We start from the raw sequence: 16,170 nt of genomic DNA, 5'->3' as shown, positions 1-16,170 counted from the left end.
CTGTCAGCGTCAACTTTTTCCTGATGTTTTCTCAATCACAACGAATTGTAACAAGACGGCCTGCCCCTTTGACACCCCAGCCTGCGGGTGCAAACTGCGCCTTATGCAAAACCGCGATGATCACACAAAATCCATGACGATGGCAGGTCTGAACCTGATCGCCCAAGGTCTGACGATCTACGATAGTGATCTGCGGTTGGTCGTGTGCAACGCCCCTTTCCAGACCATGTTTGACCTGCCCCAATCGCTGGTCACACCCGGGGCCCCCTTTCACGATACAATCACCCATCTCGCCAGCCGCGGCGAATACGGCGAGGTCGGTGGTATTGCAGCCTTCGTCGCAGAGCGCACCAGTCAGGCCCAAGCGTTCCAACCGCATTATATGGAGCGCACCCGCGCCAACGGCCGCACCATCAGCGTCGAAGGCTCGCCCCTGCCCGATGGCGGCTGGGTGGCGGTCTATACAGATATTTCCGCAACCAAAGCCCAAGAGGCGTTGCTGCGCGCACGGTCCGATGCGCTGAGCGATCAGGTGCTGTCGCACAGCGAACAACTGGCACAGACCAACCGCGAACTGGCCGCGATGATTACCACGCTGGAAGAAACCAAGCGCCAGCTGACCGCATCCGAAGCCCGCGCCCGCCTGACGACTGAAATGATGCCCGCCCATATCGCGCATGTCGATGCGACAGGCCACTACACCTATTCGAACCAGCGGCTGGCCATGATCCTCCCTCACCGCGGCACGGAGATCCTCGGACGGCCGATCCGCGAAGTGCTGGGCGAGGAAACTCACGCAAAGATCCTGACCGCGCTTACGGCAGCCTATGGCGGCACGGCCACGGTGCAGGAATTCACCGATGACACCAGTGCGCGGCGCATCCGTTCGTCCTTTACGCCGGACCAGATGGGCGGCGTGTATATCATGACAATGGATGTGACCGAAGAAACCCAAACCCGCGCCGCCCTGCAACAAAGCAGCCGACGCGCGCTTGCCGCACAGATCACCTCGGGGCTGGCGCATGATTTTTCAAATCTGCTGACCATCATCCTTGGCCTGCAATCGCGCCTTGAAGGGATCACCAACCTCCCCCCCGAGGCCCCCGCCCTGATTGAGGGCACCCTTGTGGCAGCCCGCCGTGGCGGTACGCTTTTATCCTCTATCGCGCAAATCACAGGCCCGCGCAGCCTGCGCCCGACAGCAACCGATGTCACCGCCCTGTGCCACGACCTGATCACGCTCGCGCAGCCCACCCTGCCCGAGGGGATGGAGATCACCCTGACCCTCGACGAGGTCGGGCCTGTCCTTTTGGATGGTGGTATGTTGCAGGACGCCCTGCTCAATCTGGTGCTGAACGCCCGTGACGCGATGGGCACAACGGGGCGCATCACCCTTCATGTGCAATGCGTGCATGACACATGGATCGAATTCCGCATCGGCGACACGGGCGGCGGGTTCTCTGACGCTGCTCTGGAAAAGGCGCTTGATCCGTTCTTTACCACCAAAGGCGCCGAAGGGTCGGGGCTGGGCCTGCCCATGGTGTATGACATGACAAAACTGGCAGGCGGTGACGTGCAACTGGCCAATACCGCAATGGGTGCCGAGGTCACGCTGCGCCTGCCCTACCGCGCGGCTGTTCCCTCTACCACGGGCCTTGCACTGCTGGTCGAAGACCGCGACGACCTGCGCGCCCTGATGCGCGATATGCTGATGCAAATGGGCTATTCGGTGATCGAGGCCGCCACCGCAGATGAGGCCTCGGCCCTGCTCGCTGATCTGCCTGATATCGCGCTGGTGCTGTCCGATATCCAGCTAGAGGGCGACAGCACCGGCATTGATCTGGCACAGCGGTTGGGGCCACACAGCCCTCCGCTGATCCTGATGACCTCCCTGCCGCCCGACGCGCCCCTGTTTACCCAAGCACAGCAACACGCGCCCGTCCTGCGCAAACCGTTCACTGCGCACGACCTGACTGCGCTTGTCGCGCAACCGCCAAAGGCCACAGTATGACCAAACCCCTGATCAGCATCCTCGACGATGAACCCGCAATCCGCACGCTGCTGTCGGACGTGCTGCGCGATGCAGGGTTCGAGACCCAAAGCTTTGGCCGCGCCTCTGCCTTTGAAGCGGCGTTGAAACAACGCACACCCGATGTCTGCCTTGTCGATCTGTCATTGCCCGACACCGACGGGCTGACCCTTGTGCATCGCTTGGCGCTGGAGCAAGGGGCGGTGGTCATCATCATTTCCGGCCGCGCCCAAGTTCAAGACCGCGTGACGGGGTTAGAACTGGGCGCTGACGACTACATCAGCAAGCCGTTCGACCCCGCCGAAGTCGTCGCCCGCATCCGCGCACGCCTGCGCGGCGCACGGCCCGCAACCCGCACCAGCAACACCGCCCGCTTCAACGGCTGGACTGCACATTTCGACAGCTACACACTGGAAGATGCCGATGGGATCGAAACCCCGTTCAGCCACGCCGAGGGCGAAGTCCTGCGCCTGTTCCTTGACGCCCCCAAACGCCTGATCAGCCGCAGCCAAATGCAAAGCAGCCTCGGCGGGGCCGCCTCCGAAAGCTTTGACCGTGCCATGGATGTCCGCATTTCACGCCTGCGCACCAAGCTGCGCGAGGATCCCAAGAACCCGCAACTCATCAAAACAATCTACGGCGCGGGCTATATCTTTTTGGGCGAGGTCAGCTGGATCTAACCCGCGTGCAGCGCGGCAACAGCACGCGCCAGAACCTGTACCCCCGTGATCAGATCCGCCTCGGCTGTGTCTTCCTCAAACGCATGACTGATACCGCCAATCGACGGAACAAACAGCATCGCCACAGGCATCAGCCGCGCCACGTTGGTCGCATCATGCAACGCGCCTGACGGCATCACGCGCCATGCGTCAGGCACCAAATCCTGCGCGCTGGCCTCTAACGCGCCGCGCAAACGGGCGTCCATCGCCACAGGTTCCAACCCCGACATCGGACCAAAGGCCACATCCAGCCCCCGCCGCTTGGCCACCTCCTGCGCGGTATCGCGAATAATCCGCTCCATCGCGGCCAACCGCTCTGCATCCCCGTCCCGCCATTGCATCGAAAACACGGCACGTCCCGGCACGATGGACGAGGCATTGGGATGCATGCTCAAATGTCCGATTGTCCAGACGGTCGCGGGCGTCACAACAGGCGCAAACCGTTCTTCAACCAGACGATTAAATGCCGCAACCGCCTGAAACGCATCCCGCCGCAAATGCATCGGCGTGGTGCCCGCGTGGTTCTGCTGCCCGTCAAACGTGATCTTCATGTCGCGGATACCAACAATATCCGAGACAACGCCAATCCGCTCCCCGACTGTATCCAGAACAGGCCCCTGTTCGATGTGCATTTCGATAAATCCGGTAAATTGCGAGGGATCAACCGCCCCCGCGCCTGCCACAACACGCCGCGCCTGCGCCAACGACACCCCGCCGTGATCCAGCAATTTATCCGCCTCGGCCAGCGCCAGATGCCCCGACCAAACGGCGCTGCCCGTGGTTACACCAAACCGCCCCTCTTCATCCTGAAACGAGACTACAGACACGGCAGGCCCACCCGCCTCACGACTGGCCCGCGCCACTTCCAATGCCGCGATCACGCCCAGCGCCCCGTCCAGCCACCCGCCCTCTGGCTGGCTGTCACTATGCGAACCCAGCAAGATCGAAGGCCCGTCCGCCAAACCAAACAGATTGCCCATCGCATCGGTCTGCACCCGCAGCCCCGCAGCCTCAAACCGCTGGGCAAGCCAGCCCCGCGCAGCCATGTCAGCCTCTGAATATGCAGGCCGCACAACACCTGCCCCACAAGCACCAAACGCACGCAACCCATGCAAATCCGCCAAAAACCGCGCCCTATCAACCTGCACAGCACTCTCCTATTTTTTCTGGCCCTATATCCTCTGGGGAGTTTGAGGGACAAAGCCCCTCATCAGCAAAATAAAATCGAACGCGCAAGCGCACACTCCGATCACTCCGCAGCAACCGCCCCGCGTACGGCTTCTACTTTCACAGCAGAGAACTTGAACTCGGGGATTTTACCATAAGGGTCGACGGCAGGGTTGGTCAGAATATTTGCCGCAGCCTCCACATAGGCAAACGGCAAAAATACCATGTCGGGCGATACGGCACGGTCCATCCGCGCCATAATCTCGATGCTGCCGCGTTTGGTCGTCAACCGCACCAGATCACCCGCCTCAACACCCAGCTTGCGCAAGGTTGACGGATGGAGCGAGCAGTTCGCCTCAGGCTCCAACCCGTCCAGCACAGTCGCCCGCCGCGTCATGGAGCCCGTGTGCCAATGCTCCAATTGACGCCCCGTGGTCAGGATCATCGGATACTCCGCATCAGGCGTGTCGTCGGGCGCGATGATGCTGGCGGGGGTGAACCGCGCACGCCCATCGGGACGCGGGAAGCCATCGGTAAAGACAATCGCCTGACCGGGGTCTTCGGGGCTCAGCGACGGGTAGGTGACCGCGTTCTGGCTCTCCAGCCGCTCCCATGTGATGTTGTTGAGCGAGTTCATGTTTTGCTTCATCTCGGCGAAGATATCGGCGGGGCTGTCATAGGACCAATCAAGCCCCAGACGTTTCGCCAGTTCCAACTCGATCCACCAATCCTCACGCGCCTCACCGGGTGGCGATACCGCGCGGCGGCCCATCTGCACCTGACGGTTGGTGTTGGTCACCGTCCCAGATTTTTCGGCAAAGGCCGAGGCGGGCAGGATCACATTGGCAAAGTTTGCTGTCTCTGTAATAAAAATATCCTGCACTACCAGATGGTCGAGCTTGGCCAGCGCGTCGCGCGCGTGCTCTACATCAGGGTCGGACATGGCGGGGTTTTCGCCAAGGATATACATGCCCTTGATGGCGCCTGCATGGACCGCATCCAGAATCTCGGTCACCGTCAGGCCCTTTTCGGCGCTGAAATCGCCGCTTTCCCAGACATCCGTGAACGCACTGCGCACGCCGTCATCAGTGACGGATTGATAGTCGGGCAGGAACATCGGGATCAGCCCCGCGTCGGATGCCCCTTGCACGTTGTTCTGGCCGCGCAGCGGGTGCAGGCCCGCACCGGGGCGGCCCACTTGGCCGGTCATCAGCGCAAGGCTAATCAAACAGCGCGCATTGTCGGTGCCGTGGATGTGCTGGCTCACACCCATGCCCCAGAAGATCATCGCGGATTTTGCACCGGCAAAGGTGCGGGCCACATCGCGCAGGGTCTCGGCGTCAATGCCGCAAATTTCGGCCATCCTCTCGGGGGTGAAATCCTTCAGGTGCGCCTTCTCTGCTTCCCAATTCTCGGTATAGGCTTCGATGTATTGGGTGTCGTACAGCTCTTCCTCGACGATCACATGCATGATCGCGTTGAGCATGGACACATCCGTGCCGGGACGGAATTGCAGCATATGCGAGGAGAACCGTTTGAGCGCTTGGCCCCGCGGGTCCATCACAATCAGCTTGCCACCGCGTTTGGTGAACTGCTTGAAATAGGTTGCTGCGACAGGGTGGTTCTCAATCGGGTTACAGCCGATGGCAATCGCCACATCGGCGTTCTCGATCTCGTTAAAGGTCGCGGTCACAGCGCCCGACCCGACGTTCTCGAGCAAGGCCGAGACGGAGGACGCATGGCACAACCGCGTGCAGTGATCGACGTTATTGTGGCCAAAGCCTTGGCGGATGATCTTCTGAAACAGGTAGGCTTCCTCGTTCGTACATTTGGCTGAACCAAAGCCCGCAACGCCCGTGCCGCCGATGTCTTTCAGCCCCTTCGCCGCCGCATCCAGCGCCTCGTCCCATGTCGCCTCACGGAAAACTTCCAGATAGTTGCCGGGGTCCACGTTCAAACCTTTGACGGGCGCATCGTCGCGGCGGATCAACGGCTTGGTCAGGCGGTGGTCGTGGTGGATATAGTCAAAGCCAAAGCGCCCTTTGACGCACAGCCGCCCCTCGTTCGCGGGGCCGTTAATGCCGTCCACATATTTGACCTTGTCGTCCTTGATCTTGAGCGAGATTTGACAGCCAACACCGCAGAAGGGGCAGATGCTTTCGACCTCTTTGTCAAAATCGGCGCTGTCGCCGACCTGATTCTCGTCCACCACACTCGACGGCATCAACGCGCCTGTGGGGCAGGCTTGTACACATTCGCCGCAGGCCACGCAGCTGGAGGCCCCCATCGGGTCGGCCATGTCGAATGTGGGATAGCTGTCGTGGCCGCGGCCCGACATGCCGATTACATCGTTCACCTGCACCTCGCGGCAGGCCCGCACGCACAAGCCGCAGGAAATGCAGGCGTCCAAATTCACGCTCATCGCAACGTGGCTGTCATCCAGCAGCGGAATGCGGCCCTCTTCGAGCTTGGGAAAGCGGCTGCCCTCCACGCCATTCAAGTCGGCCATGTCCCACATGTGGCTGGATTTGTCATGGGCCACCTCTTGTTCGGGCATGTCCGTCATCAGCAATTCGACAACCATCTTGCGTGCGCTTTCTGCCCGCGCACTGTCAGTCGTTACCACCATCCCCTCGGAAGGTTCGCGGATGCACGAGGCGGCCAATGTCCGTTCTCCCTCGATCTCGACCATGCAGGCGCGGCAGTTGCCGTCGGGGCGGTAGCCGGGTGCGGGTTTGTGGCACAGGTGCGGGATTTTCAGACCACGGCCATTGGCCACTTCCCAGATCGTCAAACCTGCGTCCGCCTCGACGGTTTTACCGTCCAGCGTGAATGTGACTGTATCTGGCATTGCATATCCCTCCTGCGTGTCTGTCTCAGGTTTACCCGCGCAACCGTGTTGCGAGAAGACCGTTCCCGACCCCAAACACCGCATTTGCGCCATGCAAAAGCGCCCGCGTTTCCGATACGCCCCTTTCGCGCCGCCATAGCCTCCCCTATCACTGTGGCAACAACACCGGAGCACCCATGTCGACAATCACACTTATCCGCCACGGTCAGGCAAATTCCACCGCCCAAGACGAGGTCAGCTATGACCGCCTCAGCGATCTGGGGCATGAGCAGGCGGGATGGCTGGGGACGCACCTTAAGGATACCGCAGCCCACCATACGCGACTTTATACGGGCACCCTGCGCCGCCATATCGAGACGGCGGATGGCATGGCAACAGGGCTGGACCCCGTCCGCGATGCGCGGCTGAACGAGCTTGAGTATTTCACCCTCGCGGGGCTTTTGCACGACCAGCACGCCGTGCCCTTCCCAACCGAACAGGCCGATTTCATCGCCCACCTGCCACAGGTGTTCCAATACTGGAAAGACGGCAAGCTGGAGAACACGCCAGAGACATACGCACACTTCCAAAGCCGCATCAGCGATGCCCTGACCGAGATCGCATCAGGCAGCGGCCCCGCACTGGTCGTGACCTCGGGCGGGGTCATCGCCAACCTGATCGGCCAGCAAATGGCGCTGAGCGTCGAGGCCACGGCCCGCACGGCCATCGCGATCTTTCACACCTCGCTGCACCAGCTCCACCCGATTGGCGACCACCTGTCGCCCGTGCTGTTCAACGCAACGCCGCATCTGGACACGCCGACCCGCAGCCTGTCCAAAACCAATATCTAAAAGGACCCAAACGGATGAAGCTTTATTACGCCAACGGCACCATCTCGATCGCCGCCGCGATCGCGCTCCTTGAGGCAGGGATTGACCACGACCTCGCCCGCCTCGACTTTGCCGAGGGCGCGCAGACCAAGCCGGAGTACCTAAAACTGAACCCCAAAGGCCGCGTGCCTGCTCTTGGGCTGGAGAACGGTACCGTCCTGACCGAAACCGGAGCGATCCTTGAATATATCGCGGCCATTGCACCGGAGGCGAACCTTGTGCCGTCGGCCCCTGAGGACGCCGCCCATATGCGGTCTGTGATGTACTACATCGCTTCCACCCTGCATGTCGCCCACGCCCATAAGATGCGCGGCCACCGCTGGGCGGACTCCCCCGATAGCCACGCAGATATGACCGCCAAAATCCCCGAAACAATGACGGCCTGCGCCACCTACGTTGAGCGTGATTGCCTGCGCGGCGCGTATGTCTGCGGCGGCACGCTCAGCCTTGCGGATGCCTATCTGTTTGTCGCGTGCTGCTGGCTTGCGGGTGATGGCGTAGATGTTGCCGCCTTCCCGAAGATTACCGCATTTCTCGAGCGTATGGGCGCACGCGATAGCGTCAAATCACTGCGGGCACGGGGAATGATCTGACCCGCTGCGGCACTTGTGACCTCTGCGTGCAGACAGCCAACAGGTCGGCAGGTGCCACCGTAAAAATCGCATGCCGCCCCATGAAGGGGCGGCGCTGCAGGATCACGAAAAGATGCGGAAATAAAGCCAGTCTGGCAAAAGCTGGCTGCCACGGAACAACAGCGAGAACAGGAAGGGGAAGCTCTTTTTGAACTTGTCGGTGTTCATATGCTCGAACACTTCACGGGCTGCGTATTCAGGCTCCATCAGGAAGGGCATTTTGAAATCGTTCTTCTCGGTCAACTGGGTCTTGATAAAACCGGGGTTCACGACCTGCACCTGCACGCCCGTTTTGCGCAAATCCGCATACATGCATTCGGCCAGCGACATCGTCGCCGCCTTCGCCGCTGTATACCCGATCGAGCCGGGCAGCCCGCGGAACCCCGTCAAGCTGGATGTCACAACGATATGGCCCGCATCACGCGCTACGAACTTCGGAACGATTTGCCCCATCACCCGCATGAGGCCGGTAAAGTTGACGTCTGCCATGATCGCCCCCTGCTCGGCGTTCCAATCCTGCGCGCCAAAGGGCCAGTAGGCGCCCGCCAGATACACAACGCCGTCCACATCCCCCACAGCCTCCGCTGCCTGCACGACGCTTTGCGCGTCAGACACATCCAGCGTGACCACCTGTGCCTTGCCCGGCAGAGCCTGCGCCAGCGCGTTCAGCTTGTCTTCCGAGCGGGCGGAGAGGACGATTTCGGCGCCTGCGCGGCTCATCGTGTGGGCCAGTGCCGCGCCCAAACCGTCGCTCGCGCCAACCAGCCAATACCGTTTACCTTGCCACTGTGTCATACCGTTTCCTTCTTACGTATTGTTGCGACCAATTCCGCGACCCTGAACCCGAATTTGCGAAACTGGCTTCGGTTCACGATTGTGCCATTGTCTGTGAGATACATGCAGTCAAACGCCCTGAGCGTGTGCCCGCCTGAGTCGGCGGGCAGGGTTATCAGATAATTGAACAGCACGGCGGGCCCTGCAATTTCGCCTCGGGCTTTGCCGGGAACATCGTCTGCCGTGGCCTCGAACCCGCCGCCGCCGTCCAGCTCGATCCGCCAGCTGCGTGTCTGGGTCGAGCCGTCGTTGTAGTGGAACAGCTCATCCATCGTGCAAATATCGCCGTCCCAGCTGATGTCGAAATCTGCGGTAAACGTGCTTGTCACGCGCCCCAACGGGCCAAAGATCACACCGTCGCAGATCATCTGACCGTTCAAATGCTCCCGCATAATAAACTGCGGGTAGTCCTCGGAGTAGTCATCCGCCGTCTGGCCAGAAAAGTCAGCAAAGCGACGGCGCAGCGCAACCAACACGGCCAATACCGCCCCACCCAGCAAAAAGAAAAACACTGCGTCGCTCATCGCGCATCCCCATCAAGTTTCGTCTGCCACAGCAAAAAGATCGCCGCCAGTTTCAGCACGCAAGGAACGCCTGCGTACATGAACCGCAACAGGTCAATCGCCTCGGCTGGTGCCGCGTCGGGCGCACCACTGGCATAACCCGCGCTCTCCAATACTGGAAGTAGAATGACCGCCGACAAGGCCAAGGTGAATTTTGAGACAAATGACCACAATCCGAACCCTTCCGCCGCCGAAGGCGAGATTTTCGCCATCCGCGTGGCGAATAGTGCAGGCAGCAGCGTCAGATCAGCACCGATCGCCGCGCCCGAGGCGACGCAGACCAGCGCGAACCACCACTGATCCCCCTGCCCCAGAAACAACGCACCGCCAAATGCAAAAATCGCCAGCACCATCGCGCTCAGCAGGACTCGCTTTGTGCCGAACCGTTCGGCCAACGTGCCCCAAACGGGTGCAGCAGCGGCGGCAGACAGGAAGAACAAAAGCAGTAAGGGCCCCTCGTACCCCGCCGCACCCAGCGCGCTTTCGACGTAGAACAGAAACAGGGTTGAGCTGACCGCAGCAGGCGCGGCATTCAGCAGCGCAATGAACAACAGCCGCCGTGCAAGTGGGTCGCGTAGAACAGTGGCAAAGCCCGCGCCCTCGGGCAGGTCGGTCGATACCCACTCGCCGCGCATGGCAAGGGCGGCGGCAACCGCCAGCACGGCAAAGCCTACGGCAAACCCCGCAAAGGGTGCGCCCATTACCAGCCCCAGCGCCACAGGCGCAACAGAGGCGACGCAGACCCCCAAAAGCGACCCTGTCTCGCGCCAGCGGGCCAAGCGCAGGTGGCCTTGGCCTGCCATGCCTTCGGCCTTGGCAACGCCTTGGGCGTAGAAACAAATCGTGAGGAAGCTGAAGGCCGAAAAGACCAGCGTCAGCATAATCCCGAACCACAGCACCGGCCCTGTCAGCGGCGGCACTGCAAACAGGCCCACCATCGCAACCGCAATCACGCCGCAGGCGATGCCAACGGCCAGCCCGCGCTGATGGCGCAACCGCTCAGACAGACGGCCCAGCAACGGATCCTGGACCACGTCGAGCAGGCGCAAGCCGAACAAGACCGCGCCCAAAGCTGTCAGGGACACGCCGTATTCATCGACATAGAACTTGGGCGCGTGGATATAGATCGGCAGACCGGCACAGGCCAGCAAGGCGGCAAAAAGCGCGTATGAGGGCAAACGGTTGCTCATCACTTTGACACGTCGTTGGGCGGCGGTGCGGGCTGGCTGCGGAAGGTCGCCCCCTTGAACCACAGTTTGAGCGCTTGCCAGTGGATGAGTGCCAGCACCCGACGCGCGCCCAACGGGCGTCGCCACATGCTGCGCAGGATCGAGGCGTTGCTCAGCCGCTGCCGTTTGCCTGTTAGCGTGGCCAACACGCCGCCTGCTTCACGGCCATAGTCGATCCAGATGCCGACACGGGCATCGGTGATGTCAAAGCGAAAGGTATAGTCCCCCGCGACGGGCTGAAACGGAGAGACGTGCATCAACTTGGTCGCGTGCAACTGATCGCTGCGGGTGATGTCGCGTTGGTCGGCGTGGTGGCACAGATAGCTGTGGCGGTCGCCAAAGGTGTTTGTCACTTCTGCAATGACGGCGCGGAGGCCGCCTGCCTCGCTGCGGCACAGCCAAAAGCTGACGGGATTGAACACATGGCCCAGAACACGCGGCTGCGCCAGCAACTCGATCTTGGCGATGTCTTTGATCTGATATTGACGCAGCACGTCACGCGCCCATGCGGCACCGCGCCCCTGCTTGGGCGCGCCGCCATGGTCGCTATCGTGCAAAGAGGTCATACCGCCTGCGTTTCGGGCGAAGAGCGCGGGTGTCTTGATTTCGTCCTCCGCATCAAGAAGCACATAGTCGATGGAGTAGCGAAAGGCGTTCTCTACCGCGCCTTTGCGTCCGTGGTATGTATGCCCGACGATATGATCGACGGTGCTGCTCACTCGGCCGCCAAGGGGTTGGCGTTTCGGGCCAGCAGCGCGCCCGCGACGTCGAGCGCGCTTGACAGGCCGTCCTCGTGAAAGCCGTGGCGCATCCATGCACCGCAGAACCACGTGTGATTTGTGCCGTTCATGCCGCGCACCTGTTCTTGTGCCGCCAATGCGCCCAGATCATAGACCGGATGGCGCAGGGTTACCTGATCATAGATCAGATCCTCGCGGATGGTGCGTTTGGTGTTGAGCGTGACAAAGTGCAGATCGTCCTGCGGGATCGGCTGCAACGAGTTGAGCCAATAGGTCAGGTCAATCCGGTCGGATTTGATATGGGCGTCCTCGGTATAAACCCACGACGCCCATGTCGCACGGCGCTTTGGCATAATGCTGGCATCCGCGTGCAGGACAACGTCATTGGGTTGGTAGGCGACGGCGCCAAGGGCGGCTTGCTCGTCCACGCTGGGGTCTGCGAGCATGGCAAGGCTGTCGTCGGAATGGGTGGCCATGATGACCTCGTCAAACCGCTCCCATTCACCGCCGTGGGTTTTAACCTCGACGCCCTGTGCGTCACGGCGCACGCCCTGAATGGCAGCATTGAGGCGGATGTCGACCCCGCCCTGTACCATCGCTGCCTGCAAGCGGTTCACGTATTCGATCGAACCGCCGTTCACCGTGTACCACTGATGCTGGCCCGAATAGCCAAGCAGCGCGTGGTTCTCGAAAAACTGGATCAGCGCATGAGCGGGGAAATCCATGATCTTTTCCGTCGGCGTGGACCAGATCGCACCTGACAGCGGCAGCAGGTAGTAGTCGCGGAAGTAGTCCCCGGTGCCGAGTTTGGTCAGGAAATCTGCAATGGTCAGCGACTTGTCCTGAGCGATGCGCAAGGCGTGCTTGTTGAACTTCATCACGTCGCGCAACATCCCAAGGAATTTCGGGTTCACCAGATTGCGCCGCTGGGCGAACATGGCGTTGAAACTGGTCAGCGCATACTCCAGCTTGCCACCCGCGATCGAGGCGCCAAAGCTCATGTTGGACTTGACGACCGGCACGTCAAGCTCGGCGAAGAGCGCAGCGAGGTTCGGATAGTTGGCGTAGTTGAAGACCAGAAAGCCCGTGTCGACGGGCTGATTGCCATTCTTACCTGCCATCACCGTGCGGGCGTGACCGCCAAGGCGGGTGCCTGCCTCGAAAAGGGTGACGCGGTTGGTTTCGCAAAGCCGATGCGCCGCCCCCATGCCAGAGATGCCCGCCCCGATAATTGCAATGCGGCGGGAGGGCGATAAATCAGGGGAAATCATAGATGAGGGGTTTCCTTGGGGTCGGGATATTCTTTGGTTCACGGTTACCTACTCTTGGGAGTGCGATCTGGTTGCAGCGAAACGTAAATTTGTTTGGTGGGGTGTCTTGTCGGGCGGGTCGCACAAGGCGGGTTTGGGGGGTGAAGCTGGTTTAGGGGGTACGGCTTTTTGGGAGATGGACGAGCGGGGGTGGGGTGTCTTCGGGCGTGACTTCTTCGAAGTCGAAATTATCGAGGCGGGCGGCGCGTTTACCTGCGCGTTCGGCTGCGGTGCCGATGCCTTCGAGGTCTTCGCGGGCTTGACGAAAGTGGGTGTCGAGTTTGGCCACGCGGCCTACAACAAGTTCGACGTCGCGGTGCAGCAGGCGCAGGGTTTTGCGGATCTCGCCTGCTTGTTCGCGCATGCGGGCGTCTTTGAGGATGGCGCGCATTGTGTTCAGCGTTGCCATGCAGGTGGTGGGCGACACGATCCAGACACGTGCGTCAAAGCCTTCGCGCACCAGCTCGGGGAAATTGGCGTGGAGTTCGGCGTAGACGGCCTCGGACGGGAGGAACATCAGCGCGCCGTCTGCGGTTTCGCCGTCGAGGATGTATTTCTCGGCGATGTCGCGGATGTGTTTGCGCACCGAGGTGCGCATGTTGGCGGTGGCGGATTTCAACTCCCAGTCGGTGGTGGCGCGGTGAAGCGCCTCGTAAGCCTCTAGCGGGAACTTAGCGTCGATCACGATTGGGCCCGGCGGGTTGGGCAGGTGGATCAGGCAATCGGCGCGGCGACCGTTCGTGAGGGTCTTTTGCATCGTGTAGCTGTCGGCGGGCAGCGCTTTGGACACGATATCGTTGAGTTGGATTTCGCCGAAGGCACCGCGGGTTTGTTTGTTGCTGAGGATGTCCTGAAGGGACAGGACATCACCGGAGAGTTTGGTGATGTTCGTCTGCGCTTTGTCGATGGCGCTGAGGCGTTCCTGAAGTTGGGTAAGGCTGGTCGTGGTGCGCTGGGCGGCGCCATGCAGGCTGTGGTTGGTGCGCTCCTGCATCTGGGCCAGTTGTTGCTGCATCTGGAGCTGAACCGTGGCGAGGCGTGTCTCGAGGCTTTGGATCAGTTGGGTCTGGGCGTGGGCCTGTGTGTCGGACACGGTTTGCAGGTTACCGCGCAGTTGTTGCTGGCCTGCGTTGAGGCCGTGCAACTGGTGCGCAAGCGGAGCAGGGATGCGGGCCGGCCGGAGGAGCATCACGACGAGTAGCACGAGGATGAGAGCGAGGACGCCCGCGCAGAGGATCAGCGCCACAATGACGGGATCACTGGTGTCGAATTGCACGTCGCCCAGCGTGATCATGTGCGGCCGAACAACCGCTCGATGTCTGTGAGTTTCAGTTCGACGTAGGTGGGGCGGCCGTGGTTGCATTGGCCCGAGTGGGGCGTTGCCTCCATCTCGCGCAAAAGTGCGTTCATTTCTTCTCCGCGCATTCGGCGGCCCGAGCGGATGGAGCCGTGGCAGGCGACGCGGCTGAGGATTGCCTCGATGCGGGACTGGACGAGGATGCTTTGGCCCTCTCCCTCCAGTTCGTCAAGGATGTCGCGGATCATCGCTTCGGCGTTGACTTCGCCCAGGATGGCGGGGGTTTCGCGGACGGCAATGGCGTCGCCGCCGAACGGCTCGATCCCGAGGCCGAAGGTCGCGAGGTCGTCCGCGACCGCGAGGATGGCGGCGCGGTCGGTAGGGGACAGGGCGATGATTTCAGGGATCAGGAGGGCTTGGGATGCGACGCCATTGGCGGCCATCTGGTTCTTGAGTTTTTCGTAGACGAGACGTTCGTGGGCGGCGTGTTGGTCGACGATGACCATACCCGTGGCGGTTTGGGCGATGATGTAGTTTTCGTGAACTTGGCCGCGGGCGGCGCCCAAGGGGAGGTCAGCGCGCTCCTCGCTCGCCTGCGGCTGCTCCTCGCTTGGGGTTTCGACGCGGGCCCAGTTCCCTGCCATTTCGGCAAAGCCTTGGGGCGACTGGCCGGTATATGCGGCTGTCCGTGCCCCCATGGAGGGGCGGTCCATCTGGTAGATGCGCGGCTCCCCTGTCGGTTCGGGGCGCATGGCACCCAAGGTGGCGTCGGCTACGGTGGTTGAGGCGCGGTGGCCTGCGTTGGCCAATGCGTGGCGCAGGGCCGAGACGATAAGGCCGCGCACGATGCCCGGCTCGCGGAAGCGGACCTCGGATTTGGCGGGGTGGACGTTGACGTCGACCAGATTGGGATCGCAGTCCACGAAAAGCGCTGCGGCGGGGTGGCGGTCGCGGCTGAGGAAGTCGTTGTAGGCACCGCGCAACGCCCCGATCAGCATCTTGTCTTTGACCGGGCGGCCATTGACGAAGAGATATTGCGCCACGGAAGAGCCGCGTGAATAGGTCGGCAGGGCGGCAAAGCCTGTGAGGTGAAAGCCGTCACGCTCGGCATCAATGGGCAGCGCGTTGTCGGCGAAATCCCGCCCCAGCACGCGGGCCAAGCGTCCATGGAGGGCGTCGAACAGCTCTCCCTGCTCGGCCTCGGCGCGGAAGACATCGCGGCCCGTACCATCGCCCGAGACATCGCGCAGCACAAAGCGCACGAAAGGCTCGGCCATGGCAAGGCGTTTGATGACGTCGCCGATGGCTTGGGCTTCCGCGCGGTCGGTGCGCAGGAATTTAAGGCGGGCGGGGGTAGCGTAGAAGAGATCGCGCAGGGTGACGACGGTGCCTGCGTTGAGGCCCGCGGGTTTCACGGCGGCGTGTTTGCCACCCGTGACGGCGATTTCGGCACCGCTGTGACCTGTTGCGCGGCTGGTGATTGTGAGGCGGCCCACTGCGCCCAAGGACGGCAAGGCCTCACCCCGAAAGCCGAAGGAGTGGATGTTGAGCAGATCGGTGCCGTCGATTTTTGACGTGGCATGGCGAGAGAGTGCAAGCGGCAGGTCATCGCCTGCAATGCCGCAGCCGTTGTCGGTGACGCGGATCAGCGTTTTGCCGCCATCGGCGTATTCAACCGTGATGCGCGTGGCCCCTGCGTCGATGGCGTTTTCCACCAGCTCTTTGACAGCGGATGCCGGACGTTCGACCACTTCGCCAGCGGCGATGCGGTTGATTGCCGTCTCGTCGAGTTGGCGGATCACAGGCTGGGCTGCGCGTATGTTGGGGGTGGCTTGGGACATGACCCAAGACCTAGCATATTTGCCCGCCATTTTGGAAGCGGGGCCGCAAAGATATCCACCGCTATTTTCGCTGTATTTATGCGGGTTCT

Annotated in this window: 13 protein-coding genes; 4 read left to right on the top strand and 9 right to left on the bottom strand. The window is 61.6% G+C overall.

The window, feature by feature from the left end; genetic code table 11:
- The first annotated feature begins 103 nt into the window (after window positions 1-103).
- Window positions 104-2,011, top strand: coding sequence for a hybrid sensor histidine kinase/response regulator (locus tag ABMC88_RS09325; protein WP_349576591.1), 1,908 nt, complete (start codon window positions 104-106; stop codon window positions 2,009-2,011).
- Window positions 2,008-2,709: a response regulator transcription factor gene (locus ABMC88_RS09320; protein ID WP_349576590.1), complete on the top strand. Its 702-nt coding sequence runs from the start codon at window positions 2,008-2,010 to the stop codon at window positions 2,707-2,709. The genes ABMC88_RS09325 and ABMC88_RS09320 overlap by 4 nt, the downstream gene beginning before the upstream one ends.
- Here ABMC88_RS09320 and ABMC88_RS09315 read toward each other — a convergent pair.
- On the bottom strand, window positions 2,706-3,896 hold the full coding sequence (locus ABMC88_RS09315; RefSeq protein WP_349576589.1) for a hydantoinase/carbamoylase family amidase: 1,191 nt from the start codon (window positions 3,894-3,896) through the stop codon (window positions 2,706-2,708). The two genes, ABMC88_RS09320 and ABMC88_RS09315, sit on opposite strands and share 4 nt — an antisense overlap.
- 101 nt (window positions 3,897-3,997) lie before the next feature.
- On the bottom strand, window positions 3,998-6,766 hold the full coding sequence (gene fdhF / locus ABMC88_RS09310; RefSeq protein ID WP_349576588.1) for a formate dehydrogenase subunit alpha: 2,769 nt from the start codon (window positions 6,764-6,766) through the stop codon (window positions 3,998-4,000).
- Window positions 6,767-6,942: 176 nt separating this feature from the next.
- On the opposite strand from fdhF, the gene ABMC88_RS09305 reads away from it, so the two are divergent.
- Together ABMC88_RS09305 and ABMC88_RS09300 are read left to right on the top strand one after the other, a co-directional pair.
- Window positions 6,943-7,596: a histidine phosphatase family protein gene (locus ABMC88_RS09305; protein ID WP_349576587.1), complete on the top strand. Its 654-nt coding sequence runs from the start codon at window positions 6,943-6,945 to the stop codon at window positions 7,594-7,596.
- Window positions 7,597-7,610: 14 nt separating this feature from the next.
- Window positions 7,611-8,228: a glutathione S-transferase family protein gene (locus ABMC88_RS09300; RefSeq protein ID WP_349576586.1), complete on the top strand. Its 618-nt coding sequence runs from the start codon at window positions 7,611-7,613 to the stop codon at window positions 8,226-8,228.
- A gap of 102 nt (window positions 8,229-8,330) precedes the next feature.
- Here the strand turns inward: ABMC88_RS09300 and ABMC88_RS09295 are convergent, their stop codons facing one another.
- The 7 genes from ABMC88_RS09295 to mutL form a co-directional block, all read right to left on the bottom strand.
- Complete coding sequence (locus ABMC88_RS09295; protein ID WP_349576585.1) at window positions 8,331-9,062, bottom strand: SDR family NAD(P)-dependent oxidoreductase; 732 nt, start codon at window positions 9,060-9,062, stop codon at window positions 8,331-8,333.
- The gene (locus ABMC88_RS09290; RefSeq protein WP_349576584.1) at window positions 9,059-9,625 is read right to left on the bottom strand and encodes a DUF3833 family protein; all 567 of its coding nucleotides are present in this window, start codon (window positions 9,623-9,625) and stop codon (window positions 9,059-9,061) included. The genes ABMC88_RS09295 and ABMC88_RS09290 overlap by 4 nt, the downstream gene beginning before the upstream one ends.
- A complete protein-coding gene (locus tag ABMC88_RS09285; RefSeq protein WP_349576583.1) occupies window positions 9,622-10,854 on the bottom strand; it encodes an MFS transporter in 1,233 nt (410 codons plus the stop codon). Before ABMC88_RS09285 ends, ABMC88_RS09290 begins: the two co-directional genes overlap by 4 nt.
- Window positions 10,854-11,612 (bottom strand): DUF1365 domain-containing protein, encoded by a 759-nt coding sequence (locus ABMC88_RS09280; protein ID WP_349576582.1) that lies wholly within the window; start codon window positions 11,610-11,612, stop codon window positions 10,854-10,856. Before ABMC88_RS09280 ends, ABMC88_RS09285 begins: the two co-directional genes overlap by 1 nt.
- Window positions 11,609-12,904, bottom strand: coding sequence for an NAD(P)/FAD-dependent oxidoreductase (locus tag ABMC88_RS09275; RefSeq protein WP_349576581.1), 1,296 nt, complete (start codon window positions 12,902-12,904; stop codon window positions 11,609-11,611). The genes ABMC88_RS09280 and ABMC88_RS09275 overlap by 4 nt, the downstream gene beginning before the upstream one ends.
- A gap of 151 nt (window positions 12,905-13,055) precedes the next feature.
- Window positions 13,056-14,237 (bottom strand): DNA recombination protein RmuC, encoded by a 1,182-nt coding sequence (locus ABMC88_RS09270; protein WP_349576580.1) that lies wholly within the window; start codon window positions 14,235-14,237, stop codon window positions 13,056-13,058.
- The gene (mutL, locus tag ABMC88_RS09265; RefSeq protein WP_349576579.1) at window positions 14,234-16,081 is read right to left on the bottom strand and encodes a DNA mismatch repair endonuclease MutL; all 1,848 of its coding nucleotides are present in this window, start codon (window positions 16,079-16,081) and stop codon (window positions 14,234-14,236) included. Before mutL ends, ABMC88_RS09270 begins: the two co-directional genes overlap by 4 nt.
- Window positions 16,082-16,170: the final 89 nt, after the last annotated feature.

Source organism: Sulfitobacter aquimarinus (genome assembly GCF_040149565.1).
GTDB lineage: Bacteria > Pseudomonadota > Alphaproteobacteria > Rhodobacterales > Rhodobacteraceae > Sulfitobacter > Sulfitobacter aquimarinus.
This window is presented reverse-complemented; position numbering and strand designations above follow the sequence as displayed.

What these genes read in the sequence shown, in the direction of transcription:
- ABMC88_RS09325 (WP_349576591.1), top strand. Translation starts at nt 104, where the DNA reads ATGCAAAACCGCGATGATCACACAAAATCCATGACGATGGCAGGTCTG.
- ABMC88_RS09320 (WP_349576590.1), top strand. Translation starts at nt 2,008, where the DNA reads ATGACCAAACCCCTGATCAGCATCCTCGACGATGAACCCGCAATCCGC.
- fdhF (WP_349576588.1), bottom strand. Translation starts at nt 6,766, where the DNA reads ATGCCAGATACAGTCACATTCACGCTGGACGGTAAAACCGTCGAGGCG.
- ABMC88_RS09305 (WP_349576587.1), top strand. Translation starts at nt 6,943, where the DNA reads ATGTCGACAATCACACTTATCCGCCACGGTCAGGCAAATTCCACCGCC.
- ABMC88_RS09300 (WP_349576586.1), top strand. Translation starts at nt 7,611, where the DNA reads ATGAAGCTTTATTACGCCAACGGCACCATCTCGATCGCCGCCGCGATC.
- ABMC88_RS09295 (WP_349576585.1), bottom strand. Translation starts at nt 9,062, where the DNA reads ATGACACAGTGGCAAGGTAAACGGTATTGGCTGGTTGGCGCGAGCGAC.
- ABMC88_RS09290 (WP_349576584.1), bottom strand. Translation starts at nt 9,625, where the DNA reads ATGAGCGACGCAGTGTTTTTCTTTTTGCTGGGTGGGGCGGTATTGGCC.
- ABMC88_RS09285 (WP_349576583.1), bottom strand. Translation starts at nt 10,854, where the DNA reads ATGAGCAACCGTTTGCCCTCATACGCGCTTTTTGCCGCCTTGCTGGCC.
- ABMC88_RS09275 (WP_349576581.1), bottom strand. Translation starts at nt 12,904, where the DNA reads ATGATTTCCCCTGATTTATCGCCCTCCCGCCGCATTGCAATTATCGGG.
- ABMC88_RS09270 (WP_349576580.1), bottom strand. Translation starts at nt 14,237, where the DNA reads ATGATCACGCTGGGCGACGTGCAATTCGACACCAGTGATCCCGTCATT.
- mutL (WP_349576579.1), bottom strand. Translation starts at nt 16,081, where the DNA reads ATGTCCCAAGCCACCCCCAACATACGCGCAGCCCAGCCTGTGATCCGC.